Below are 24336 nucleotides of genomic sequence, written 5' to 3'. Positions count from 1 at the left end.
TAATTTTATTGATTTATTGTTGTTTTGGCAATTGCTTTTGTAGTTCTGCTATTTTTTGCTGTTTTTCTGACTCACTGATATTTTCTTTAGCTTGAATTTCTTGGATTTTTTTGGCAATCTCTAATTCTCTGATTGTGTGCCATTCTTTATCTTCAGCTTTAACAAAACCAGCAATTTCAAATGGTGCTAAAACTTCAGCATCTTTGTAGTTATAGAAGAAATTTTGTAATTTCTGTTTGATATCTGCTGGTAAATCGCTACGATAAACAATTGGGTCACCGGGAATTAAAGGTGATTGCCAAATAATTTCAATCTTTTGTCTAGCTGTGGGATTGGTTCTTTCTAAACGACTTAAGGCTTCATTGCTGACCGTAGCGACATCTACCTGGTTGTTAGCTACCGCCAGGGCGCAAGCTTCATGACTACCAGCAAAAATCAAACGTTTAAAAGCTTTTTTAGGGTCTACGTTATTTTGCGTAAAGATATAATAACTGGGGACTAAAAACCCAGATGTCGAATTAGGATCATTAAAAGCAAAGGTCAACTTAGCCGCATTTTCAATCACATATTTATCGCCACCAACTGCTTTTGCTGCTTCTGTGATGGGATTATTTTTATTAGCGATTAAATGAGAATAATACCCCTTAGTACCATCTGCGCTTACAACTTGAGCAAAAGCTTCTGCATCGGCAACTTTTGCCGCCTCAACATAAGTTTTACCACCCATCCAAGCTGCCTGAACTTTACCAAAGCGCATGGCTTCTATAACCGCTGCATACTGTGTAACGTAGAAGGGTTTAATGGGAATCCCAACTTCTTCAGACATAGCAGCAGCAAAGGGTTCCCATATAGGTTTTTGATTAGATTGGGATTCTGTAGATAGAACACCAAAGTTAATTTCTGTGATGGTTGCACTACTATTATCAGGAGTAGAACTACAGGCTGAAAGTACCTTGACAGTTGCCAAAGTGATAATAAATAAAGCAGCCCGTTGAATGAATAATTTTCTGTTCATCAGTTATTGTTTGTTGGATCTAGAAATTGAGGATTATACACAATGATTGTGATAGCGTACCGGTTGGTTACATAAAGTGTTATCTGTTGACTTTTACCTGTCAACAGACCATGAATTTCACAAATAATTATGGCTATTAACTACCTTTAATTACTTTGCAGTGCTCGTAGTTGGTTGTTCAAATCATTCAACTTTTTCTTATCGGCACTACTCAAATTAGGTTTAGATTCTAAGTCTAAAACTTGTTTAGCAATATCCAATTCCCGGATAGGATTCCATGTTTTATCATTGGCTGGAACTAAAGCCGACCACTGTAAAGGTTCTAGGATTTTCTTGTCTTTAAAATTGTAGAAGAAATTCCGTAATTTATTCTTAACATCCTGTGGTAAGTCTTTCCGATAAGCAATTGGGTCACTGGGTATGATGGGTGAAGTCCAAATAATTTCAATTTTTTGGCGTGCTGAGGGATTGGTTTTTCCTAATCTCTCTAAAGATTCATTATTATTGGTAGCTATATCTATCTGGTTATTGGCTATTGCTAAGGCTGTAGCTTCGTGACTACCAGAGAAAATTAACCGTTTAAAAATTTTCTTGGGGTCTACTTTATTTTTAGCAAATACATAGTAACTCGGTACTAAAAATCCTGAAGTAGAGTTAGGATCATTGAAAGCAAAAGTCAGTTTAGCAGCATTTTGCAGAACATACTTATCGCCGCCTTGTCTTTTAGCTGCTGCTGTGATGGGGTTATTTTTGTTGGCAATTAAATGAGAGTAGTAACCTTTACTACCATCAGTAGCTATAGTTTGAGCAAAGGCTTCTGCGTTGGCAATTCTAGCAGCTTCAATATAGGATTTACCACCATACCAAGCTATATGTACTTGACCAAAACGCATGGCTTCAATGACGCCTGCATACTGAGTAGCATAGAAGGCTTTAACGGGAATACCTATAGACTTGGATAAAGCGGCAATAAAAGGTTCCCAAAGAGGTTTTTGATTGGCTTGAGATTCTGTAGATATGACCCCAAAATTGAGTTCTTTAAGTTGTGCTTGGGCTGGTTCAATCCAGTTGTTGTTAAGAGTAGATATTATTTGAGTGCCTACTAAAGATGCACCAAATAAAGCGGAACTTTCAATAAATGATCTGCGTTTCATAGTTTATTTCTCGGTGAATTAAACATTTAGCATTTGTGGTTATTTATGAGGATTATATGAGTATTTCCCCATGTCCTCGCATTACCAGTTCTTCTACTGCTGCACCATAAATTTCATTCAGCTTCTGATCATCAAGTTCTACAGTTGCACCATCAAACATCACTTCTCCATCTTTGAGAGCGATAACTCTTTCAAAGTAACTCCGCACCATTTGAATTTGATGTAAAGAAGCGACTATACTAATTCCCCTGTGGCGATTTAACTGTACCAACAACTCCATGACTTTGCGCGCTGACTCAGGATCTAGGGAAGCGACGGGTTCGTCAGCCAGAATGATTTTCGCTCCCTGTACTAAACAACGAGCGATCGCTACTCGTTGCTGTTGTCCTCCAGAAAGCATAGATGCACGTTTATAAGCGTGTTCAATAATCCCTACTTGCTCTAGTGCTGCCAAAGCACTAATTTTTTCTTGTTTACTAAATAAATGTAATGTTGAGCGTAAGGGGGATAATCTTGCTAAGTTACCAACTAAAACATTCTCGATAACTGTGAGCCTATTAACTAAATTAAACTGTTGGAACACACAGCCTATTTGACTACGTAAAACCCTAATTTTAGAGTGTAATTTACCCTGACTTTGTAAGGTATTGCCAAAAACGTCAACTTGGCCTGCATCTCCAATTTGCAGACCATTAATGTGGCGTAAGAGTGTAGATTTACCTGAGCCGGACGCACCAATTAGGGCGACCATTTCCCCTCCATTAATTTGGCAGGATACGTGTTTGATTGCTGTCTTACCTTTAAAAGTTTTGGCAAGATTATTAATTGTGATAGTCACTGTAGTTGTTATTCTTTAACACCAACTCTGTCATGAGAATAAGGCAAATTAGTTAAGGAATAGTTAAGCAAAGGATAATTTTAAATTTAACTTTTGTCGCCAAATTCCCCCGTCTTATTTTTTTACAAAAGGCTGCCGTTAAAGCGCTCATATTGCCCTTATAAGCTGCTACCACCGTGGCGGAAACAATCAGAAACAGACTAATGAGATTAAGTGGTATAGAGGCGGTCAAACCGCCTCATCTGAATCTTGAAATACCCCAGGTATTAGACTAATTGTGGGAGAAATGGGCTAGACAGACCTACAGATGCCCGCCGCACAGAGGTTACATCGCCCGAATCTAAATTTCCGTTGCCTGTAGCGTCTCCTATAATCAGAGGATCAGTCACAGGGAAAGCCCCAAATCCTGTATCAAGTCCCACATTGACGCGAGAAATTAAGGACGCATCTGCAGCAAGATAGCTTTCAGTTCTGGTGGTGTCTCCCAATAATGCTACCAGTTGTACGGCACTGTCTCCTATTAAGCCAGCACCGGGAAGTATTTGCAGTACACCTTTAGCACCGTAGCTCGCAGTATCTCGAACCTGAGCATTCAAGGTGATTAAGTCGGTACTAGCATTGAGGGCAGGTCCACTGAGGGTAAACTGAGCTTGTCCTCGTGTATTGAAGTCAGACTCTAAATCCCAACCCGGTGCGGCTACATTTGCTCCGGTAATAGCCAGGAGGTCTGGGTCATATTGCAAGGTGAAGCTGATGTTTTCTAAGCCGCCGGGATTGCTGATGCGGATGGGTAGAGGATTGAATTGACCCCCCCCACGTATGTTTACCTCTTGATCTGGTCCACGGCTAAAGTCAGGTAAGGTGAGGACTGGTGCTGTGGGGCTATCCACGGTAAATTGGCGCACAAAGTTACCAGATAAACCATCTTCATTACCATCGAGTAGGCGATCGCCGCTGCTGACGAAACCATCACTACGGCTCTCCAGGGTGAGAGTGTAATTACCGGGTGCTAGAATATCACCTGTTTTGACAAAGGTGAGGGTGTTAGCATTGCCTTGGTCCCAAATCAGTGAACCATTGATGATATTTCCGGCACTATCGGTGAGGATGAGGTCTGGTGAATCAGTAACCGGGGCTCCTGTGTTGTTTGGATCTATTCCTCTGTACAGGTTAAGGACACTCAGATTTAGGTCATCATTGAATGTTAAGATAAAGCCACTGGGGTTCTGCTCCAAATTCGTGACTTTGAAGGTTTCCCCAACAAGATTAATAGGTTCTAAAAGAGTTTCTGTCTGAGAAAAGACATCACGACCTGCTACTAATGCAGAGGGTTGAATACCTTGGAGTAAAGCCAGGGAAACATCTGTGTCAGATAATACAGCAATAACAATAGTATCTGTATTTTCCCTAATTAGCTTGACGACTGTGAGGTCGGGTAGACCAGCAACTACTAAGCGATCGCCCCCGGGTTGAAAATCGGTAATAATAGCTAACTCAGATGGAATAGAGCCATTGGCGAGGTAAAAGGTATTTGCTCCCTCGTCCCCGGTGAGAATACCACCGTTACCGGCAAACAGGTGATCATCCCCTTCACCGCCAAACAGTTCATCGGTAGCCGCCCCTGCAATTAAACGGTCATCCCCTTCACCGCCAAACAGTTGATTATTTCCAGTACCGCTGGAGGCATCTAAAATATCGTCTCCTTCCTCGCCGTAGAGACGATTGAACCCACCACCGTCTGAGACTGTTAATCTGTCGTTACCAGCTCCCCCGTAGAGTTCATTGTCGCTGCCTTCCACAACAATTAGAAGATCATTACCTGCCTCGCCATATAATATATTCCGGCCTATACTGCCTGCGGCTGATAAGGTATCATCGCCATCACTCCCGTAGAGCGTATGGTTATTGCCAGCGATGAGGGTGTCATTACCTAGACCTGCATATAAGATGACCTGTTCTGGGGAAGGGGTAGAATCAAGGATGTCATTACCTTGTAGTCCAAATACCTGAGCATTGCCTGTATTGGGAGCAAAAAGTTCATCATCACCGTCGCTGCCAAATATCCGGGTAAAACCTGACTCATTGACTAGGGCTTGTGTAGTTGCTACACTGGTCAAATCCCCATCAATTAGGGTAGCGGTTAATACCTCTCCCCCTTGAGCAAAGATAACAATATCAGCCACGGCAATATCTACAGACCAAGTGCCGTCTTCTCCAACAATGCTTGTATTGTTTCCTGTCAAAGTTAGTCCGCTGGCAAAGCCTAAGATCAAGGTTGCTCCGGGTTTACCTGTACCACTGATGCGAAAACTGGTAGCTGATATGGCAGAATTGAGAATTACTGTATCAGTAATTAAATCAATGGTAGGGGGGGGGAGAGGTACCACCACGGGGGCACCAGGGTCAAAGATTACTCCGGGGGTGGGGTCTAGGTCTCCTGGTTGATTGTCTTGTAAAAATAGGGCGGCTCCATCAATGCGACCATTACCATCTCGGTCTTGTAGCACTGCGCCTAAGCCTGTATTGGGATTGAAGTTGAACAAAAAGAAATTACCGTCACTATCCCGCTTTACAAAGCTGTTGTAGTCTGGTAATCCTAATACTCTTTCATCAAAGGTGAGTTCTAGCTGGTGAATGGTATTAGAGAAGATATCTTCAGAACCAGGAATGGGCACAAGGTTGAAGGACAACAGTGGCGTATATAATTCGGCGCCTGGAATGTCATCGTTTAACTTGTTTACTTGATCGGGATTATTGAGAATATCAATTGAATTAATATTTCCGATTTCGACAACACTGTTATCTGCCCTATTTACATTGATACTGGGGGTGAGCGTCGTAGTGGTATTTACTCTAAATGTCCGAAAAACTTCCGAGAAGCTACTATTAAATGTCTGGGTAGCAGTAACCTCTTGTATTCCCTGACTAAAAGCCGCTACGTCCTCCGCTATAACTGGGACTGACCATTGACTATTTTGATTTACCACTGTGGTGTTACCACCTGCTAATTCTCGACCACTATCAAAAGTCAGGCGTACTGTTGCTCCGGATTGACCGCCGCCGGTGATATTAAAGCCAGTTTGAGCTTCTGCTGAACTGATAATGTTGTTATCAGTGATGGAGTTAATGAAAAGAGTGCTCATTTTAAAGATGTCCTGTTTTGAACTAACAACTGACTGATAGGGGCTAAGGGGAGACCCCGGACTTCTATAGGATTTGTGGTCACATGAAAAAATGTGGTCAGAAGTCCGGGTTCTGATTTAAGCAAAGACAAACTGACTGGAATCGTTAAGATTCAGTTGGGTTGAGTTCACCCCTTCGATGAGGGCGATATCTGTACCACCAATTTGAATGAGGGTGTTACTATTTTGACTGGATAGACTGACTTGGTTGACGGTAATACCACCCATACCGATGCGGTCTATACCTAGTTGAAAATCTTTGACGACATTGGGTGCATCGGGTAGGGAACCGCCAACTACTAACCAGAAGTTATCAGCACCAGCGCCGCCCCAGAGTAAATTATTACCACCCAGTCCGGCGTAGAGACTGTCATTACCATCGCCACCGAACAGGCGATCGCCTACGGTAGAATACAATTGGTCATCACCGGAACCACCATAGAGGCGATTATGACCATCGGGACTAGAGCGCAGCACATCCGGACTGGAACCACCAAACAGCATTTGTCCCCGTCCTTCGGCTACCTGTAAGGTGTCGTTGTCAGCACCACCTAGGAGGATGTTAGCGTCACTGGCTTCCACAACCCTCAAGGTATCTTGACCGCGACCGCCATCTAAAACGCTCGCACTACCAGGCCCTTGAGTACCAATCATTAAGGTATCATCCCCATCCGCACCACCGGCGAAAGATACACTTGCTACCATGATGGTGTCATTACCGTTCCCGCCTAAAACCTCTACATAGGAAACTTGGCTGGCATCAACAACATCATCACCATGACCAGAAAATACAGTTTTCAGGGGTTGGTTACGGTTTAAAAGAATGTCGTCAGATTCCGCAGTACCAAAAATTAAAGGATTAGGGTCTAAGGGGGCGGTGGCTATCCTACCTTGTGTATCTGCTAAGAACAAAATCTCATCACCATAAACCCGGCGTTCTGTGTTGATTAAGTTGTACTCAGCATCTAGGATAGGGAAAAGATAGACTGGAGTCATGAGGACTTTAGCACTGGCTCCCCCAGCAGGATTAAGGCGCTCTAGGTTTACTTCCAGGTGACCGTAGTGCTTACCACCATCAATAAGTTGTGGTACTCCGTCAATCTGTTGCCATAATTCCCCTTCTCTTTGGTCAGCTGTCCACTGGCTAAACTCGTTATAATTAAGTAGAGGTTTATCTAAACCGGAGCCATCCCGTTTTTGTCCCCTCAAGCCATCACCAGCTACCCCAACATCGTAATAGCTTACGCCAATCCCATCGCCATCCTCATCAACAAAGCTGCGCTCGAACATCTCACTATGACCAGACAAGACGGCAGCTACCCCATATTGCTCAAACATACTATGGTACTGGCGCATGGGTGTTCCTGCTTGTCCAGTGGACAGGACATGATTCATCGGTTGACCATGTTCCCCACTGCTGTAAGGTACATGATGAAACTGCGCAAAAATAATCTGTCCTTGGCTGCGAGCATCATCAAGTTGTTCCATGACCCAGTTCCACTGAGTGCTACCAGGATTGAAATCAGCTAAATCAGTTCCCCCAGCAGCTTCATACTGCTCACGGGTGTAGTTTTCCTGAGTGTCCGTTCCCGTCCCTGTATATTCCCTACCGCTGATTTTGGGGGGTTGTCCTTGTCCACCATAGTTAGATCGGCGGTCATCCGGCTCCCCATTAGAACTATCTAAGGTGAGGATAGTTACTGGACCGTAGTCAATGCGATAATAATTACTCCGATGCTCAGGAGTGCCGTTGTCAGGGGAATCAAAGTAAACATCATACTTATCCCGCCCAAACTTGGGACCAAATCGACCATCGGCATCTGTACCATAGCCGCCATTGAGAGCGCCAAAGTTCTCCCAGTTACCTAAAGCTGGTAATATAGGGTACTGAGATAAACCGCTATCATATTCCCCGGCGTTGTGTCTAAAAAATTCATCCCACGCGGGTTGATAGCCGCCTCCCTGTACTAAGTCCCCCGGCATGACCAAAAAGTCAGGGTGACGACTGTTAACTACGGCTAAGTTTTGCTGGTAGCCTTCTGTTTCCGTGAGGGCATAACGTAGGGTTTGGTTGGACCCAGAGCCAGATGTGCCAAAGGTGTCAGCCCACTGACTATTACTAAGTGCGGGGCGTTCTATAGAATTAGTTGCTAAAGCACCGGGTTGCCATTCCCGATTAGTAACCCTTCCCTGGGGTTCGGTTTCGCTGTCAGACATCGCTATAAAGCGAACGCTAGACCAATCTGTATTACTAGGGGCGGTTTTAAAGGTGGAGGTAAAAGTTTCACTCCCCTGGGTAACTGTGTAGTTATAGGTCTGACCTGGTAATAAACTTTGTATGTCTATACTGTGCTTATAGTTGTTGTCACTGATTAACCAAGAACCCGGCTCTAGTCCAGAGATATTTTGATTTTTCTCAGCTGTAGTATAAGCCAAGAGGGGTTGAAAGACGGGGGTACTAACCAAATCCAGGGGGTTATTTAAACCCGGTCCGGTTATGGTTAATCTCCCGGGTATATCTTGTTGGGTAAACCAGGTGATATCAATCCCTTGAGATGATGGATTTTGCAAATAGGGGTTAATTCTAAATTCAGACATGGTGTAAAACCTCCTTGGGTAGTGTTTTCACTTTTAGCTACGGGGAGATCCCGGACTTCTATAGGATTTGTGGTCACATGGGAAAATGTGGTGAGAAGTCCGGGATTTGATTTAAGCAAAGACGAACTGACTGGAATCGTTGAGATTGAATTGGGCTGAATTTACCCCTTCGATGAGGGCGACATCTGTACCACTCACCCGAATGAGGGTGTTACCATTTTCACTGAATAAACTAACTTGGTTGGCGGTAATACCACCCATACCAATCCGGTCTATACCTAATTCAAAATCTTTGACGACATTGGGTGCATCGGGTAGGGAACCGCCAACTACTAACCAGAAGTTATCTGCTCCAGCGCCTCCCCAGAGTAAATTATTACCACCCTGTCCCGCGTAGAGACTATCATTACCATCCCCACCAAACAGGCGATCGCCCACAGTAGAATACAATTGGTCATCACCGGAGCCGCCATAGAGGCGATTATGACCATCTGGACTAGAGCGCAGCACATCCGGACTGGAACCACCAAACAGCATTTGTCCCCGTCCTTCGGCTACCTGTAAGGTGTCGTTGTCAGCACCACCTAGGAGGATATTCCCGCCGTCGGCTTCTACAACTATTAAAGTATCTTGACCGCGATCGCCATTTAAAACGCTATCCCTACCAGGTTCTTGAGCACCAATCATTAAGGTGTCGTCACCATCTCCACTGCTGACATTGCTGTCACTACCCACCAAGATAGTATCGTTCCCCTTACCGCTATATATTGCATTACTAACAGCTTGACTCCCATCTACCTGGTCATCTCCATCCCCGGTAAAGACGGTAATACCTGATTGGTCGCTGGTTAATGTCAGGTCATCTGCACTAGGGGAACCACTAATCACAGTTACTGCCTCTTTGATTAGGTCAATATCTGTGATCACAGATACTACATCGTTACCTTCACTAGAAGCAATCACTCCCTGGAGTTTACCAGTGGGTGTGGTTAGAAAAGCTATTCCCTCAATGCGATTGGCACCGGGGAAAATGATGGGATCAACTGCTACCACGTTATATGGATCAGTGATATCAAAAACAGCCGCTACGCTGGTAGTGGTGCGTTCAAGGGCTACTAAGGCATGGGTGCGTCCATTAACAGTCACTACTTCCACCATCTCTGGCTCAGTACCCTTGTCATCATCACGATTAGAAGCCATGAGTCCTAGACTGTTGGCCAGTTCTTCGAGGGCATTACCGCTGTCAAATACAACATTACCCTTGTCATCGAATATGCGTAAAGAGCGCGAGCCGATAGTGTAAGCCTGGTCGATTAATCCATCACCTGTAATATCACCATAATTGTTGAGTAGATTTAGTCGGGTACGGACACCGGGGTCTGGATCATATGAGAGGTTTAGGAGTTCTACACCAGGATGGTTACGGAAGGAATTATTATTGATAGGAGTACTACTATTAGCCCTGGTAAGGTCATAAAAAATATTACCTTCATCTGGGGGATATTCCCGGGAGTCACCCTCTCCTGCTGCGAGGATGAAAGTGCGTCCCTGTGAGTCGGTATACGTAGCCAGTCCATCGGGCATGGTCAATCCGTAAACTTTTAATCCGGGGAGAGGCCTGTAGATGTTTGTGTCGTTTGGTCCATCGCGATCAGAACTATCCAACCCCATGGAGTTAAAGGTAACAACTGTGAAGCTGTTACCACTAGCACCCTCAGTACCAAAGTCATTGTCATAGTTAATTACTAAAGCCCCGTCATCCCGCAAAGCCAGACCTTCTGGTTTATCGTAGGCTAATGTACCGCCAATGGAGGGCAGGTTAAAAAGTTCTACTTTATGTGCTAGTCGAATACCAGCACCAGCCAGAGTGTCCGCAGTGGATATGCTGTAAACACCATCTACTAAGGTGCGGCGATTATCTAGGAGTTCGGGCTGGGCTACACCTATGAGGTTAGTCCAACCATCTGTTAAGGTGATTTCTAAGGTATTAGTGGCACCACGCAGATCTACCTCATAGATGTGTTTAAGTCCGTTGAGATTGCGACTACTGTCCCGTTCAATGACGTAGAATACACCTTTGACAGGATCGAACACTGCATCACCGAGTTTGTCCTGGGTGGGGCGGCCACTCAGGAGATAGAAATGCTCTGTTTGAGGAATCCCTGTTGCTGGATCAATAGCTAGGATGCGGATGAGTTCTGAGCGGCTGCGGGAAGCTCTACCGTCTTGATTAATATTGTCAAGGGGACTCTGCATGAAGGCATAGAGGAGTCCGTTGTTGGAGTTGAAGGACATGGCTTCAATTCCCCGGTTTGGCCAGCGATTACCGTAGATAGCTGGTAGAGTATCAATGGTTTCCGCACCGATTACTACACCGTGTTGCTGTTGGAGCAGCGCCTTTTGTCCGGCTGGAATATAGCGCTGAATTAAGTTACCGGTGGTAAAGTCAAATAGAGCAATCTGTCCACGGTACTCATCGCCCACTGCGAATACTTTACGTTCTACTCCCTCAATGGTAACGGTGAAGACTCCCACGGTTTCTGAGTCAATACCGAAGGGGTCATAGGGGAGGTCTTGGTTATTGCTATCGATGGGGATATCATCCTTGACAACCAGCTGAGGTAGTCCAGTCAGGGGTGTCCCATCTTGTCGATTTAAACCAATCTTGTCTAATTCTGTAATTTCTCCTGTTCCCCGATTCATCCCCAATTTGTAAATGGTGGGTTGGAAATCGGGGTCTAAGAATTGCCGCTTACCATCCACAAGGTCACCATTGGGACCGCGATCAGTGATGGAATAATAAACGTCAAGTGGTTGTTCATTAATGGTTTCTACCCGGTCAAACCAGAGTCCAGAGAGTCCACCCGCCAGAACTCCTTCAGGAAGGTTATTATCTCCCATGGCGTAACTCAGGGAGTAGTTAAAATTATCTGCACTGGGGCGACCTCGTTCCCAATCCTGAATACCTGCGGAGAAGATATTGGTGATTTGTGGGGTGTCTGTACTCAGGTCTAGTACTGCGATCGCGTTATTCTCTTGTAAGGAGATGTAAGCTGTGTTACCATCCGTAGTGATGGCGATCGCCTCTGGTTCCATGTCTTGAGCTAGGGTGGTGGTAACATCGGGGCGACCACCAATGCGAATACCACGGTTAATTAATTCTTCCTTGCGACCTTCCCATGGGCTAAAGTCGATGGTTTGAACATTGGCTTGGGTAGGTGCTTGGGGTGTGGAAGAAAGATAAGCGCTGGTATCGATAACTGAGATGGAACCTACGGGGTCAATTGCGTATTGATTGTCAGGCTCCCCTTCATTAGTCACCAGTAGCTTTGTACCGTCGTTGTTAAATTTCACCATATCTGGCAATGCACCCACTGTTACATCAGTGAGGAACACAGGTAGCACTGGATTAGTGAGGTCGTAGAACTGGACAAAGCCCGGTTCCGTCTTCACCGGATTTTGCACCGCCACGGCTAGCAACCGGCCAAACACTGCCACGCTTTGTAGGGTATTACTGTTGTCTGACGGGGTAGCCACAACCACTGCTCTGGGGTTAGAGGGGTCAGTCAGATCACTTACCACAATCGCTCCTGATCCACCACCGACTGTGTAGAGGATACCGCTTACAGGGTTGTAGGCAGATATCTCAGCGTTCGCTCCTAGTGAATCAAGGTTGAGAACGCCATTAATCCCTTCTAGGGGAGGGGTGATGTTGTTAAAAATGAGGTTAGACATAGTGGGTTGAGCAGAATTTAAACTTGCAGTAATGGGGTCTTGCAACTGATCAATGATCTGTGCGGGCTATGTTTTGCCCGTCAACTGTCAACCGGTATATTATGCAAGTTAAAAATTAAGCAGTTATTATTAAGTCGTTAAGAAGTCTTTAAGTCACCAAGTGGATAAGCATCGCGTAAATCTACGTGATCATCAATATGTAAAACGCCTTACTTGGGATACTTATTGGCTAATGCTGGGAAGTAACCTAAAGGTACACTATGATCACCACCAATAACTGCAACACGCTTACCCTGGTTCATTGCTGTTTGACACTGGGTGAATAACCATTGATTGAGTTGTTTCCCCGCTTGATTAATTTCTGTGAGTACGGGAGTTAAATCGGGTGTATTTGTCAATGGTTGACCTTGTGCTAGTCTTTTAATGATTTTAGCTGCAAAAGTACGATAATATACATTTTTTTTAAACATTACTCCATGTATACTGTATAATATAAACTTTTCTTGTGAGTTGGCTATGAAAAATACGACACCGCCCCAGCCCCCACCTTACAATTTTAACAATAATGATTTAAGGATTATTTGCAACGAGTTAATGGCGTTAAAAGCAGAATTAGCAGGTAAGATTTTTTGGACTGTTTTTTGGGCAAATATATTATCTGGGTTAGCCATTTTTATTGTTATATTGTTTATAGCAAATTTTATGGCAAATCTCGACTGAAAACTTATCAAACATCCTCTAAAAAGATGTTTGGAAACTAATGATTAGTCTATCAAATCTTGTTTCACCCCACCCTAACCCTCCCCTTATAAGGGGAGGGGACTGGATTTGATTGTTTTTTGTGTGTTGGGTGTGTTCCCTGTTCCCTGTTCGGTGTTCGCTGTTCGGTGTTCCCTTTTCCCTTTTCCCTAAGATAAAAATTACGGCTGAAAACTTCTCAAACAACCTCTAAGATTGGGAGAGGCTAACCCGACATTGAAATGCGCTCTCTAGTTTATTAAATTAGCCAGTTTGTAAACAATTCGCGCCCCCACGTTACCATCCCACTGCGCATTACCAACTTCGCAGACATCAAAACCAATAATTTGTCTACCGCTTTTGACTAATTCTCGGAATAAACAAAAGGTTTGCTCTAATTCTAATCCTCCGGGAACGGGTGTACCTGTATTTGGGCAAAGTTTGGGGTCAAGTCCGTCCACATCAAAGCTAATATAAACTTGTTCTGGTAAATGACTGATGATTTCTCGACATAAATCAAGCCAAGTGTTACCGGCGTACAGTTTTTGTTTAATAATGGGGTCGTAATAAGGGATAATCCGCTCATGAGATTGGTCAATTATGTTCACTTCCTCATGGCAAATGTCACGCAAACCTACCTGCACTAATTTAGATATCTGCGGTATTTTCAGGGCGTTAAACATGATAGAAGCATGGGAAAATTCAAACCCCTCATAAGCATCGCGTAAATCTGCGTGAGCATCAATATGTAAAATGCCGTAGTTGGGGTACTTGGTAGCTAATGCTTGGAAGTAACCTAAAGGTACACTATGATCACCACCAATAACTGCAACCCGCTTACCCTGGTTCATTGCTGTTTGACACTGGGTGAATAACCATTGATTGAGTTGTTTTCCTGCTTGATTAATTTCCGTGAGTACGGGAGTTAAATCGGGTGTATTTGTCAGTGGTTGACCTTGTGCTAGTCGTTCAATAATTTTAGCTGCCAAGGTACGATAATATTCATTTTTTTGGAAAATATCCGGAGAAATTTCCATCATGAAAATTCCTTGTTTCCACCCATGAGGACGATCTAAATCGAATAAATCTACTTGTACAGAAGCATCAAGAATCTGTTGTGGCCCTTTTGCCGTACCTGCACCATAGGATACAGTTACCTCCCAGGGTACAGCAATGATCATCAAGTTAGCAGACTCATAGTCCGATGGCAATCCAAAGATATTACCATTGATTTCACCTACTCCACTGGGATTGTAGTCTGGCTGTTGAATATTCATTGTCTTGGTTTTACACCCACGGGTAAACTGTGATATTGTACCGGAATATTGTAACTTAAAACTCACGGCTGAGTTACAGCGCATTTCATCTGTGTACCTACATATAAGCCTCTATGGGTATACATCTGTGGATGAGGTTGTTAATTCCTCTTCTAGTTCTTGCACCAAAGAAGCAACTACAGCTTTTAAAGAACCTGTATTTTCAAAGACTCGTCGCTGACGGGTATAACTAGCGCCGGTTTCTAATCTTTGCGCCAGTAGTTGCAAGTATGAACTTTCTCCCAAATTGTCAGCAGTGGGGGCGATCGCATCTAATATATCCCCAATTATATCGCCTATGGGTCTAGTGCCACCTTGCTCATTTTCGATGTAATTTGCATCTAAACCCCAGCGAGACGCTCGGAAAAAATTTTCTTTTTCCATTAACCAGGGGAGGGGGGATAACAAAAATCCTCTGTGTTTTTGGGGGTAGTGGTAGAGGTATAATACGAGGGAGTGGATAAAGGCTGCTAGGATGATGGACTCTTTTACCGTTGGTTGAGCATCCATGACTCTGACTTCTAAGGTTCCCAAATCTGGCTGAGGTCGTAAATCCCAGTGAATATCCCGGATAATTTGAAACATTCCGGCGTTTTGGGCGCTAATAAAGAATTTACAAAAATCTTTCCAGGTGGGAAAAAAGCCGGGAGTACCATAGGTTCGCGATGATGATAGGAACCGGTGACGATAAGATGCAAAACCAGTATCACGCCCCCACCAAAAAGGTGAACTAGCAGACAAGGCCAGTAAAATGGGGAGATAAGGTTGGAGCTTACCCATGATATCTACAGCTACATCACCGGATGGCATTCCCACATGAACTTGGAGAGCAAAGGTCATCATCATATCTGCGAGATAGCCCGATGCGGCTTGTTGGGCGAGATACCTGGGAGTGGGTGTAACATTGGTAAAGCGATCGCAAAATGGATGAGTACCAGATGCACAAATATTCATCCCCAGATTCTGGCATTGCAGCTTAAGGTGAGAAAGAATAGCCAAAATATCAGTTTCTAACTCATGGATATTGAGGCACACTCTGGAACTAATTTCAACAGAGGCTTGCTGAAACTCTGGCTGGATGCAAGAATTTTTGGGGATGTGTGCCAACAAAGGTAAAATCCCATCTACCAATTGCAGGGTTTGGGGATTGAGCAATTGTAACTCAATTTCCATACCGAGAGAGAATTCAGAAGAACTTTTAAATTCTAAATCTGTCATCCCATCTTCCTCTGACTAGTACATCTGGCGTGACCTACTAGTTTAATGACTTTTTGTGTTGGGTGACTTCTACTTTAAAGGTGTTGACACTTCCCCTGACGCTCTTTCTCCCCAAAGGATGTAAGCGGTATAAATTCAATGGGTGTGTGGTTCCCTGATCTTGCGATTACCCGAAACTGGGTTAAACTGGGTTTACCATCTTGGTAATTCAGTTCTTGAAGGGGAGGAATTTGGTCACTGGGCGCTGCAGTCGCACAGGGAACGGGTTTGAGTGCAACGCTGTTAATACCAATGGCTAGGGAATGAATTGGATATCATCATATACGCAGCTAAGTGTTTTTCTCAAAAACCGTGCCAAGATAGAAAGTAAACAGTTTAGTCAAAGGAAGGCTAAAAAACACAGTGCAGATTACTTTTTTAGGGACGAGTTCTGGTGTACCTACGCGATCGCGCAATGTTTCGAGCATAGCGCTAAGATTACCCCAAAGGGCAGAACTATGGTTGTTCGACTGTGGCGAAGGGACTCAGCATCAAATTTTGCGGAGTGACCTGAAAATGAGTCAAATATCCCGAATTTTTATCACCCATCTGCACGGTGATCATATTTTTGGCTTAATGGGACTTTTGGCTAGTTGCGGGTTAGGTGGGAATGTGCAACGAGTTGATATCTACGGACGACCGGGATTAAATGAATATATCCAAACTGCTACGCGTTACTCACATACACATTTTTCTTATCCTATCAAGGTTCATGTTGTGCGTCCGGGAATTATTTATGAAGATAATGATTTTACCGTCAGGTGTAGCCCTTTACATCACCGCATTACAGCATTTGGTTACCGGGTTTCGGAAAAAGACCGCCCAGGAACCTTTGATATAGACAAAGCCAAAGCCTTACAAATTCCCCCAGGTCCGGTTTACGGTCAACTCAAGCGCGGTGAAATAGTCACACTCAGCGACGGAAGAGTAATTAAGGGTACAGAATTATGTGGACCTACAGAAATCGGGCGCAAAATAGCTTATTGTACAGATACAATTTATGCTGATGGTGCGGTAGAATTAGCACAAGATGCAGATGTGTTGATTCATGAGGCTACCTTTGCCCATCAAGATGCAGATTTAGCTTTTGAGCGATTGCATTCTACCAGCACCATGGCGGCGCAGACAGCTTTAATGGGTGGGGCGCACCGGTTGATTATGACTCATTTTAGTCCCCGATATGCTCCCGGTAACAGCATTGAATTAAAAGATTTACTCAATGAAGCCAGGGCAATTTTTCCTAATACACATATGGCCTATGATTTCATGACTTACAGTGTACCCAGGAGAAGGGAGGCTGTTGATCTCTGCACGCTTTGAAAAAGGTGGATTCCGATAGCTGGCGGACCGTAGCCATACTGTTGTGTCCCAAAGGGGCTTTGACTGGTTCAAACAGTCCTACCCGCCTCCACCTATGATGAGGTTGTACGGCTACTTGAGGTCTTACTGGAAGATTTTACCTATTGAAGGCTGCTCAAGGCGATCGCCTTGAGCACTGTGTAAAGCCCAATCACCTTGTCAATTAGGACTTTCTCAACAGAAATCTTGTACCTCCTTGTGTAATCTAGCAGCTATACGGAATAATTCTTGTCCTGTGTGCAGATAACGCTCATCATAGCTTAAGGGAAAATACGCTAACTCTTCTATACCATCTGCTACTTGACCCAGACTGTGGTATAAATAAGCCGCCCTTTTAGCTAAACTGGGGGGATTTGGTAGGGAACGAAAAACAACTTGGGCTTGCTTCAGGTCTTCTCGACAGGTGTTTAAGTATTCTGCAAATTCCTCTAATAACTGATCATCAAAAGGATCCGCCGCTAGTTCCTCAACTTGATCTTCTAGAGAATAGAGAATCCGATCAAGCAGTTCATTGACTGGTTGATAAACCAAGCGTAGCCATTCCTCAACCTGTTCATCAGCATCTCGTCCCGTTGGTCTAGTGGTTTGGTAACGTTGTTGACCAGGGCGTTGTTGATACTGACCATTTAATTTTTCCGAATTGTCTTGCAGTTGTTGGTCATACTGACGGCGATTTTGACTGTCTCTTAAGACCTCATAGGCTGCATTGATGCGAATAATCTGCTCTTTATCTGCTGTTTCCTGATTACTGTCCGGATGAAACAACTTCACCAAGCGGCGATAAGATTGCTTAATCTCCGCTTGGGTAGCATTGGCATTTACTTTGAGAGTTTCGTAATGGTTATAAACTTGTTTGGAATCGACCATGAATTTAATGTAACATTTAGCTGATGCTAGTGGCTACTTTAGCTTCCAAGTCTTGGAACAAAGGTGTACTTAAATATCTTTCTCCAAAACTAGGCTGAATCATGACTATTAAGCGCCCTTGATTCTCTTTTCGTTGTGCTACCCGAATGGCTGCACATAAAGCTGCACCGGTAGATATACCCGACAGTAGCCCTTCTTCTCTGGCTAAACGGCGACCATAGGCGATCGCATCGTCATCAGTAACAGTAACTACCTCGTCAATCAGTTGTACTTTCAGAACTTGAGGGATAAACCCAGCACCAATTCCTTGGATTTTATGGGGGCCTGGTCTTCCTCCTGATAATACTGGGTTATTGGTTGGTTCCACGGCGATGGCCTGAAAACTGGGTTTTCGGGCTTTGAGAATTTCCGCCACACCGGTGATTGTACCACCTGTACCCACACCAGCCACAATCATATCTACCTGCCCATCGGTATCTGACCAGATTTCCTCAGCTGTAGTTTCCCGATGTATTTTGGCATTGGCGGGATTGCGGAACTGCTGCAACATATAAGTATGTGGGGTAGTATCAACTATTTCCTGGGCGCGGCGAATTGCGCCACTCATACCCTCAATTCCCGGTGTTAGTTCTAATTCTGCCCCATAAGCCCGCAACATCGCCCGCCGTTCTCCGCTCATGGTTTCTGGCATAGTTAAAATTAACCGATAACCCTTAGCTGCTGCGGCCATAGCTAGAGCAATACCTGTATTTCCTGATGTGGGTTCTACCAATAAGGTCTTTCCCGGAGTAATCAAGCCTTCTGCTTCGGCCGCGTTAATCATACTCACCCCAATGCGGTCTTTGACTGAGGATGAGGGGTTCATACTTTCGAGTTTCACCAATATTTGGGCGACACATCCCTCCGCTTGGGGGATACGGTTCAGCTGTACTAGGGGTGTGCGACCAACTAATTCTGTAATGTTACGGGCTATTTTCATAATTATTGCTAATTTTCCTATTTATTTATCTGTGAAAACTAAATGTAGTACATAATATCCAATTGCCGACGGGAATCCCTTTTTTCACAAAGATCCTGAATTGTGTAGTTTTGTAACACTAAGTTTGCCGCTTGACAAGCTTCCTGCCAGATGTCTTTAATCACAGCAGTATCTATACTTTTAGGATTGCTGTCTTCTTCACAAGTCCGTATATCTAACCCTTCCAAACATTGTAAAACATCGAAAACTGTAATTTTCCAAGGTTCCCGCGTCAGAAAATAGCCACCTTTGGAACCACGTTGACTCTTGACTATACCCCCCCGTCTCAAAGTCGCCAGTAACTGCTCCAAATAGCGGTCGGGTATGCTCTGTTGGGCGGCGATTTGGCGAATTTGCATCGGTTCACCGCTTTGATAATGAGTTGCCATCTCGATGAGGGCGAGAATGGCGTATTCAGATTTACATGATAGTTCCACAAGCAGTAATTATGAGTAAGGGGTCAAGAAAAAGTTAAATAGAGTAATGACTCTTAACTTTTTCTAGTATACTCCGGTTCTCCACTGGGGTTTGCTCTTTAATTTCAGGGACAAGAAAAAGCCCCGGGTGATGGCGGGGCGCAATTAATTAAGGAGGAAATTTTGAGCAGATTTACCAGTTTCTAGAAATTGAAGGTGGTTCTGACAGTACCGATAAATACATCCTCGTTGTTACCGTTCTGTCCAGAGTTGGTCATCCAAATCACTCCGGGAGTGACTGAGATGTGATCAGAAATGCGATGCTTGTAGAAGCCCTCAACTTGGTATGGAATTTTGTCTAAGCCTTGCACTCTATCAAATGCGTGGGGTTGAGCACCGGCGAAGATCCCCAAAACGTTACCTCTTCTCCCGAAGTCAGGTAAGGCTATCCCAGCTCCATAACTCCAAATTTCGCTGTTGTCGTTATCACCAGAGCCTTCGACATCAGTATAGGACACAAAACCACTGATGGATAACTTTTCACTGGGTCTGAAGGCGGCGGAAGCACCGTAAGACTGAGTGGAAAAGGGGCTGCGATCGCCTGTTTGGTTGTTAATACCACCATAGTTTGCTACAGTAGTACCAACAATGGGTCGAGGCGAAGGACTCGCACCAAAAGGATCAAGTTTGGCATTAGACCCACTATCGAAGATAGCCGAACCTGTTCCGTGATACCCACGTACATAGGTAGCTGCTAGTGCCACGCGATCGCCAAGGTTGATGTTAAACTGTCCCAAAGCGCCATAGTTACCCTGGAAGATACCGGAACCGAGACTGGGATCATTAGGTTCTGATCCCAAGTAACCTACAGTTACGGAGCTATTGCTAAGGCCACCTTCACCCAAGGGTAAGGTATAAGCAAGACCTGCACCACCACCAATGCGATAAATAGGACTTTGAGCAGCAAAAGTAGTTAAAGCACCATTACCTCCGTCTGTACCATCAGCAAAGTAAGGGTTATTAACAGGTGCATAGTGGCTATGTTTACCACCATGAGCCGCAAGGTAAACTTGACCGCGACCGAGGGGAGCTTGATAGGTGAGTCTATCTATCTCAACATTGTTAGCACCGGTATTACCAATGTTAAATGTTTGCATACCTTCACCGCTTTTGGCGATGGCCGGTAAACCATCTGCACCCGCTGGGAGTTGTCCATCGTTACCTAGGTCAAAGTTATTAGAATTACCAGATACTAAACTGGTAGTCAAAACATCCCGACCAGTGAAGCTGCTATGTAAGCCTAAACGGACTCTGTTTTGAAAAACACCGTTGTTATTATCGCCAACTCGATCACCAAAGGCATCGGTAACAGCAAAAATTGCTTCACCAGTTAGCTTGGTAGTAGTGGAAAACTGATTAGCTTCCAACTCACTGGTGCGCCATTCTAGGGAATCTACACGACCGCGTATAGTTGCCAACTCGGCGGAAAATTCCTCTTGCAACCGCTCTAAGACAGCTAAGTCTTGTCTGGTCGCCATGTCAACGGTGGCTGTGGCGATCAACTTGTTAACCCTATCCAAACAGGCGTTTAAACCAGCCGCAAATTCGTAACGAGTTAAAACCCGGTTACCGCGATAAGTCCCATCTGGGTAACCTGTAATACAACCGTAGCGCTCAACTAAGGACTGCAACGCTTGAAATGCCCAATCTGTCGGTTTTACTTCATGAAAATCGGAAACCGATGTTACTTGGGAGAGAATTGTATTTTCTCCACCTTCATTGCTGTAGTTATTAACTTGGTTAATAACACCACTGTCCTGAGTTACGGGAGAAAACTCAGTAGCCGCTGGTTGTGGAATTGTAGAGAATTCAGTCGTAGTAATTGGGGCGGCGATTCCTGTTCCTGAAACTAATAAACTTGCGCCCAAAACTGCCGGACCAACCACCAGGGACTTCCGCAATATCATATTAGACATTTTAGCTTTTAACTCACACCTTGTATAGATAATTGTTGCTACATTTACCTCATGAATTAAACAATTTTTGTATTCATGAGATACAGTTGCTATTATCAAAAGTTTAGTTTTTACCTAGCTAATAACCTATTAATTCAAAACTTAAATTAATCTTAAATTAATGTGATTAACTAAGGCAAATACAAAACTCTATAGCGTACCATTATAATGCACCTGAAGTATATGAGAAGATATTAGCCCATAGCCTCATGAACTCTCACCAATATCTAAAAAAATGAGACGATCCGAGAAATTATATGTTCCCCGTTAGTCTCAATTATTGATATTACCTATAATTAGATCTGGTGAGCAAAAAACTTTTAACTGATTTGAGAAATTACCTCAGCTAAATCAAAATCCTTTTGTGTCAAGCCACCTGCATCATGTGTTGTCAAGGTGATATTGACTTTGTTATAGGAGATTCCTATGTCTGGATGATGTCCGGAAGATTCAGCAGGTTCTACCAGCTTGTTTACAAATTCCATCGCCGCAATGAAATCTTTAAATTTGCGGGTAGTCTGCAATTGAGAACCTGTAACTGTCCAACCTGACAAACGGCTGGACTGTGACTGAATTTCTACCTCAGTTAGTAATTGTGCCATATGAACAAATCCTGTTTACATTTTGCCTACAACTTGCACTAAATTATCTTTTGCTGATACTTTACCCTTTGATTCCTAAAACACAATTATCTAGGAATGATCAACAGGTTTAGTTGCTATGAATGTGCAAACTAACTGTAACGTAATTTTTATATTCAATTGAGCCAAAAACCATTGATAAATTTGAGAATACCCATAAAAAACTATCCGCTCTGATTTAGATCAGTTGATCTAATATCAGAGCGGTCTAGTGGGTCTTCAGATTGCAACCAGACTGCCGGAAGGAACTCCGATCTTTAGCCTAGTGACTTGAGCTAACTTAGTCTCTCAAGGTGACTAAGGCTAACTTTTAGAGAACAGCCCCGGCGCACAGCCGGCTAACTGCAACCTGATGACCCATGGTTATACTACTTTCGATCATGGGCATCACCTCCTTGTTGCCTAAGCGGTCTTAGTATCAAAAGGGCAGAGCATATGGCTCTGGGTTGTTAACCTCCACCCAATATAACACAGAATTTTAGTTAGACCAAAAAAAAATACCCCCGCTTGTGAGCGGAGGCCGAATGAAAAATCGAGAATGAGATTTTTATTTTAGAGTGCGTTACCGCGAGGTAGAACTTCCTCAGGGAATACAAATTGTTTGTGAGGCTGATCTTGAGGAGCCATCCAAGCGCGGATACCCTCGTTCAGCAAAATGTTTTTGGTATAGAAAGTTTCAAACTCTGGGTCTTCTGCTGCCCGCAATTCTTGGGAAACGAAGTCATAAGCCCGCAGGTTCAATGCTAAACCTACAATGCCGATGGATGACATCCATAACCCGGTGACTGGCACAAACAGCATGAAGAAATGTAACCAACGTTTGTTAGCAAAAGCAATCCCGAAAATCTGTGACCAGAACCGGTTTGCTGTCACCATTGAGTAGGTTTCTTCCGCTTGGGTGGGGTTGAAGGCGCGGAAGGTGTTAGAACCTTCGCCGTCTTCAAACAGGGTGTTTTCTACTGTGGCTCCGTGAATAGCACACAATAGCGCACCGCCTAATATTCCCGCTACACCCATCATGTGGAAGGGGTTGAGTGTCCAGTTGTGGAAACCTTGGAGGAATAGAAGGAAACGGAAGATAGCGGCTACACCAAAGCTGGGTGCAAAGAACCAGCTAGACTGTCCCAAGGGGTACATCAAGAATACACTGACGAATACCGCGATGGGTCCTGAGAATGCCAGGGCGTTGTAGGGACGGATGCCTACTAGACGGGCAATTTCAAACTGCCGTAACATGAAGCCGATTAAGCCAAAGGCTCCGTGTAGGGCAACGAATGGCCACAGTCCACCTAGTTGGAACCAACGGGTGAGGTCTCCTTGGGCTTCTGGTCCCCACAGGAACAACAGGGAGTGGCCCATGCTGTCTGCTGGTGAGGAAACTGCAACTGTGAGGAAGTTACAGCCTTCTAGGTAAGATGAGGCTAATCCGTGGGTGTACCAGGAGGTGACGAAGGTTGTACCGGTGAGCCAACCGCCTAGTGCTAGGTAAGCGCAGGGGAATAATAATATCCCTGACCAGCCTACGAATACGAAGCGATCGCGCTTTAACCAGTCGTCTAAAGCGTCAAACCACCCTCTTGTACTGGGGGCACGTCCAACTGCGATGGTCATTAGAACGAATCTCCAAATGTTTATAAGTACAGGTCTGCTTATAGATCAGCTTTTGACAGCCATCTTTATGCAGATAGTTTACCAGATTGTCAATCTAGTTTACAAATTTTTACTGACTCTCATAATTATAAGTGCAAATGATGACTTTTTCTAGTTAATTCTGGATTAAATTTTATTTTTTGCCAAAAAAGCCCTCAGAGGGTTGAGGGTTGACCACAGCGACTAATTCGCCATTCCCAATTCCCCATGTGCTAACGCTAAAATGAGTCCTACAGTTACGTTGGACTAATCCTAAATGTTTACCATTGACCTAAGCATCAGAAATACAGCCTTCCCCATATCTGTACAACGTAAGACACAAGAGGATGCTGAAGCTATCTATCAGCTAATTTTGGCCGCTATGCGCTCTGGTAACCCTGACATCGTGGAACTTAAATGTGAGGGTAAGACAGAGAAGAAAATTGCTGTCCGTGCCAGTGAAATTTCTGGAGTTCAGATTGTCGAGAAAGATGGTACAACTACTAGCAGTGGTAGACCACCGGGCTTTTTTGCCCTCACTGCTTCTGAATAACTAGG

The 24336-nt window shown here is 44.2% G+C and carries 17 protein-coding genes and 1 pseudogene; 3 read left to right on the top strand and 15 right to left on the bottom strand.

The features are described from left to right. Positions 1 to 13 precede the first annotated feature (13 nt). The 7 genes and pseudogenes from phnD (AC6IZ0_RS05775) to AC6IZ0_RS05745 all read right to left on the bottom strand — a co-directional run. Positions 14 to 1015, bottom strand: a complete 1002-nt coding sequence (gene phnD, locus AC6IZ0_RS05775; protein WP_497725400.1) for a phosphonate ABC transporter substrate-binding protein — start codon at positions 1013 to 1015, stop codon at positions 14 to 16. A 146-nt stretch (positions 1016 to 1161) separates the two neighbouring features. Further along, positions 1162 to 2169: a phosphonate ABC transporter substrate-binding protein gene (phnD, locus tag AC6IZ0_RS05770; protein WP_280793864.1), complete on the bottom strand. Its 1008-nt coding sequence runs from the start codon at positions 2167 to 2169 to the stop codon at positions 1162 to 1164. Between the two features lie 52 nt (positions 2170 to 2221). Beyond that, positions 2222 to 3019, bottom strand: a complete 798-nt coding sequence (phnC, locus tag AC6IZ0_RS05765; protein WP_271733579.1) for a phosphonate ABC transporter ATP-binding protein — start codon at positions 3017 to 3019, stop codon at positions 2222 to 2224. 254 nt (positions 3020 to 3273) lie between these two features. After that, positions 3274 to 6150 carry a calcium-binding protein gene (locus AC6IZ0_RS05760; RefSeq protein ID WP_497725399.1) on the bottom strand — a complete coding sequence of 959 codons (2877 nt, stop codon included), beginning with the start codon at positions 6148 to 6150 and terminating at the stop codon, positions 3274 to 3276. A 117-nt stretch (positions 6151 to 6267) separates the two neighbouring features. Next, entirely contained in the window at positions 6268 to 8787 is a 2520-nt protein-coding gene (locus AC6IZ0_RS05755; RefSeq protein WP_497725398.1) for a metallophosphoesterase, read from the bottom strand. 111 nt (positions 8788 to 8898) lie between these two features. Further along, positions 8899 to 12522 carry a choice-of-anchor I domain-containing protein gene (locus AC6IZ0_RS05750; RefSeq protein WP_497725397.1) on the bottom strand — a complete coding sequence of 1208 codons (3624 nt, stop codon included), beginning with the start codon at positions 12520 to 12522 and terminating at the stop codon, positions 8899 to 8901. 212 nt (positions 12523 to 12734) lie between these two features. After that, a pseudogene (locus tag AC6IZ0_RS05745) lies at positions 12735 to 12983 on the bottom strand (arginase family protein); the annotation flags it as partial. Between the two features lie 55 nt (positions 12984 to 13038). Here AC6IZ0_RS05745 and AC6IZ0_RS05740 point away from each other — a divergent pair. Beyond that, the gene (locus AC6IZ0_RS05740; RefSeq protein ID WP_497725396.1) at positions 13039 to 13242 is read left to right on the top strand and encodes a hypothetical protein; all 204 of its coding nucleotides are present in this window, start codon (positions 13039 to 13041) and stop codon (positions 13240 to 13242) included. 269 nt (positions 13243 to 13511) lie between these two features. Here the strand turns inward: AC6IZ0_RS05740 and AC6IZ0_RS05735 are convergent, their stop codons facing one another. Beyond that, complete coding sequence (locus tag AC6IZ0_RS05735; RefSeq protein WP_497726005.1) at positions 13512 to 14537, bottom strand: agmatinase family protein; 1026 nt, start codon at positions 14535 to 14537, stop codon at positions 13512 to 13514. A 111-nt stretch (positions 14538 to 14648) separates the two neighbouring features. Further along, positions 14649 to 15794: a carboxylate-amine ligase gene (locus AC6IZ0_RS05730; RefSeq protein WP_497725395.1), complete on the bottom strand. Its 1146-nt coding sequence runs from the start codon at positions 15792 to 15794 to the stop codon at positions 14649 to 14651. 402 nt (positions 15795 to 16196) lie between these two features. On the opposite strand from AC6IZ0_RS05730, the gene AC6IZ0_RS05725 reads away from it, so the two are divergent. Further along, positions 16197 to 17153, top strand: a complete 957-nt coding sequence (locus tag AC6IZ0_RS05725; protein WP_497725394.1) for a ribonuclease Z — start codon at positions 16197 to 16199, stop codon at positions 17151 to 17153. A gap of 213 nt (positions 17154 to 17366) precedes the next feature. Here the strand turns inward: AC6IZ0_RS05725 and AC6IZ0_RS05720 are convergent, their stop codons facing one another. The 6 genes from AC6IZ0_RS05720 to psbD all read right to left on the bottom strand — a co-directional run bounded on the left by AC6IZ0_RS05720 (position 17367) and on the right by psbD (position 23760). Next, positions 17367 to 18059 (bottom strand): J domain-containing protein, encoded by a 693-nt coding sequence (locus AC6IZ0_RS05720; RefSeq protein ID WP_497725393.1) that lies wholly within the window; start codon positions 18057 to 18059, stop codon positions 17367 to 17369. A gap of 16 nt (positions 18060 to 18075) precedes the next feature. Next, on the bottom strand, positions 18076 to 19038 hold the full coding sequence (gene cysK / locus AC6IZ0_RS05715; protein WP_497725392.1) for a cysteine synthase A: 963 nt from the start codon (positions 19036 to 19038) through the stop codon (positions 18076 to 18078). A gap of 38 nt (positions 19039 to 19076) precedes the next feature. Further along, the gene (locus tag AC6IZ0_RS05710; RefSeq protein ID WP_271733573.1) at positions 19077 to 19514 is read right to left on the bottom strand and encodes an RrF2 family transcriptional regulator; all 438 of its coding nucleotides are present in this window, start codon (positions 19512 to 19514) and stop codon (positions 19077 to 19079) included. A 182-nt stretch (positions 19515 to 19696) separates the two neighbouring features. Next, complete coding sequence (locus tag AC6IZ0_RS05705; protein WP_497725390.1) at positions 19697 to 21469, bottom strand: iron uptake porin; 1773 nt, start codon at positions 21467 to 21469, stop codon at positions 19697 to 19699. Between the two features lie 359 nt (positions 21470 to 21828). Beyond that, on the bottom strand, positions 21829 to 22110 hold the full coding sequence (locus tag AC6IZ0_RS05700; protein WP_271733575.1) for a 4a-hydroxytetrahydrobiopterin dehydratase: 282 nt from the start codon (positions 22108 to 22110) through the stop codon (positions 21829 to 21831). 591 nt (positions 22111 to 22701) lie between these two features. Then, entirely contained in the window at positions 22702 to 23760 is a 1059-nt protein-coding gene (gene psbD, locus AC6IZ0_RS05695; RefSeq protein ID WP_497723984.1) for a photosystem II D2 protein (photosystem q(a) protein), read from the bottom strand. 295 nt (positions 23761 to 24055) lie between these two features. On the opposite strand from psbD, the gene AC6IZ0_RS05690 reads away from it, so the two are divergent. Then, complete coding sequence (locus AC6IZ0_RS05690; protein ID WP_271730456.1) at positions 24056 to 24331, top strand: UPF0367 protein family; 276 nt, start codon at positions 24056 to 24058, stop codon at positions 24329 to 24331. The last annotated feature ends 5 nt before the right edge of the window (positions 24332 to 24336 follow it).

The organism is Anabaenopsis sp. NIES-4685 (genome assembly GCF_059725405.1).
This window is presented reverse-complemented; position numbering and strand designations above follow the sequence as displayed.

Bases quoted from the DNA above. Each gene is read 5' to 3' on its own strand.
- phnD (WP_497725400.1), bottom strand. From the start codon at position 1,015: ATGAACAGAAAATTATTCATTCAACGGGCTGCTTTATTTATTATCACT.
- phnD (WP_280793864.1), bottom strand. From the start codon at position 2,169: ATGAAACGCAGATCATTTATTGAAAGTTCCGCTTTATTTGGTGCATCT.
- AC6IZ0_RS05760 (WP_497725399.1), bottom strand. From the start codon at position 6,150: ATGAGCACTCTTTTCATTAACTCCATCACTGATAACAACATTATCAGT.
- AC6IZ0_RS05755 (WP_497725398.1), bottom strand. From the start codon at position 8,787: ATGTCTGAATTTAGAATTAACCCCTATTTGCAAAATCCATCATCTCAA.
- AC6IZ0_RS05750 (WP_497725397.1), bottom strand. From the start codon at position 12,522: ATGTCTAACCTCATTTTTAACAACATCACCCCTCCCCTAGAAGGGATT.
- AC6IZ0_RS05740 (WP_497725396.1), top strand. From the start codon at position 13,039: ATGAAAAATACGACACCGCCCCAGCCCCCACCTTACAATTTTAACAAT.
- AC6IZ0_RS05735 (WP_497726005.1), bottom strand. From the start codon at position 14,537: ATGAATATTCAACAGCCAGACTACAATCCCAGTGGAGTAGGTGAAATC.
- AC6IZ0_RS05730 (WP_497725395.1), bottom strand. From the start codon at position 15,794: ATGACAGATTTAGAATTTAAAAGTTCTTCTGAATTCTCTCTCGGTATG.
- AC6IZ0_RS05720 (WP_497725393.1), bottom strand. From the start codon at position 18,059: ATGGTCGATTCCAAACAAGTTTATAACCATTACGAAACTCTCAAAGTA.
- cysK (WP_497725392.1), bottom strand. From the start codon at position 19,038: ATGAAAATAGCCCGTAACATTACAGAATTAGTTGGTCGCACACCCCTA.
- AC6IZ0_RS05705 (WP_497725390.1), bottom strand. From the start codon at position 21,469: ATGTCTAATATGATATTGCGGAAGTCCCTGGTGGTTGGTCCGGCAGTT.
- AC6IZ0_RS05700 (WP_271733575.1), bottom strand. From the start codon at position 22,110: ATGGCACAATTACTAACTGAGGTAGAAATTCAGTCACAGTCCAGCCGT.
- psbD (WP_497723984.1), bottom strand. From the start codon at position 23,760: ATGACCATCGCAGTTGGACGTGCCCCCAGTACAAGAGGGTGGTTTGAC.
- AC6IZ0_RS05690 (WP_271730456.1), top strand. From the start codon at position 24,056: ATGTTTACCATTGACCTAAGCATCAGAAATACAGCCTTCCCCATATCT.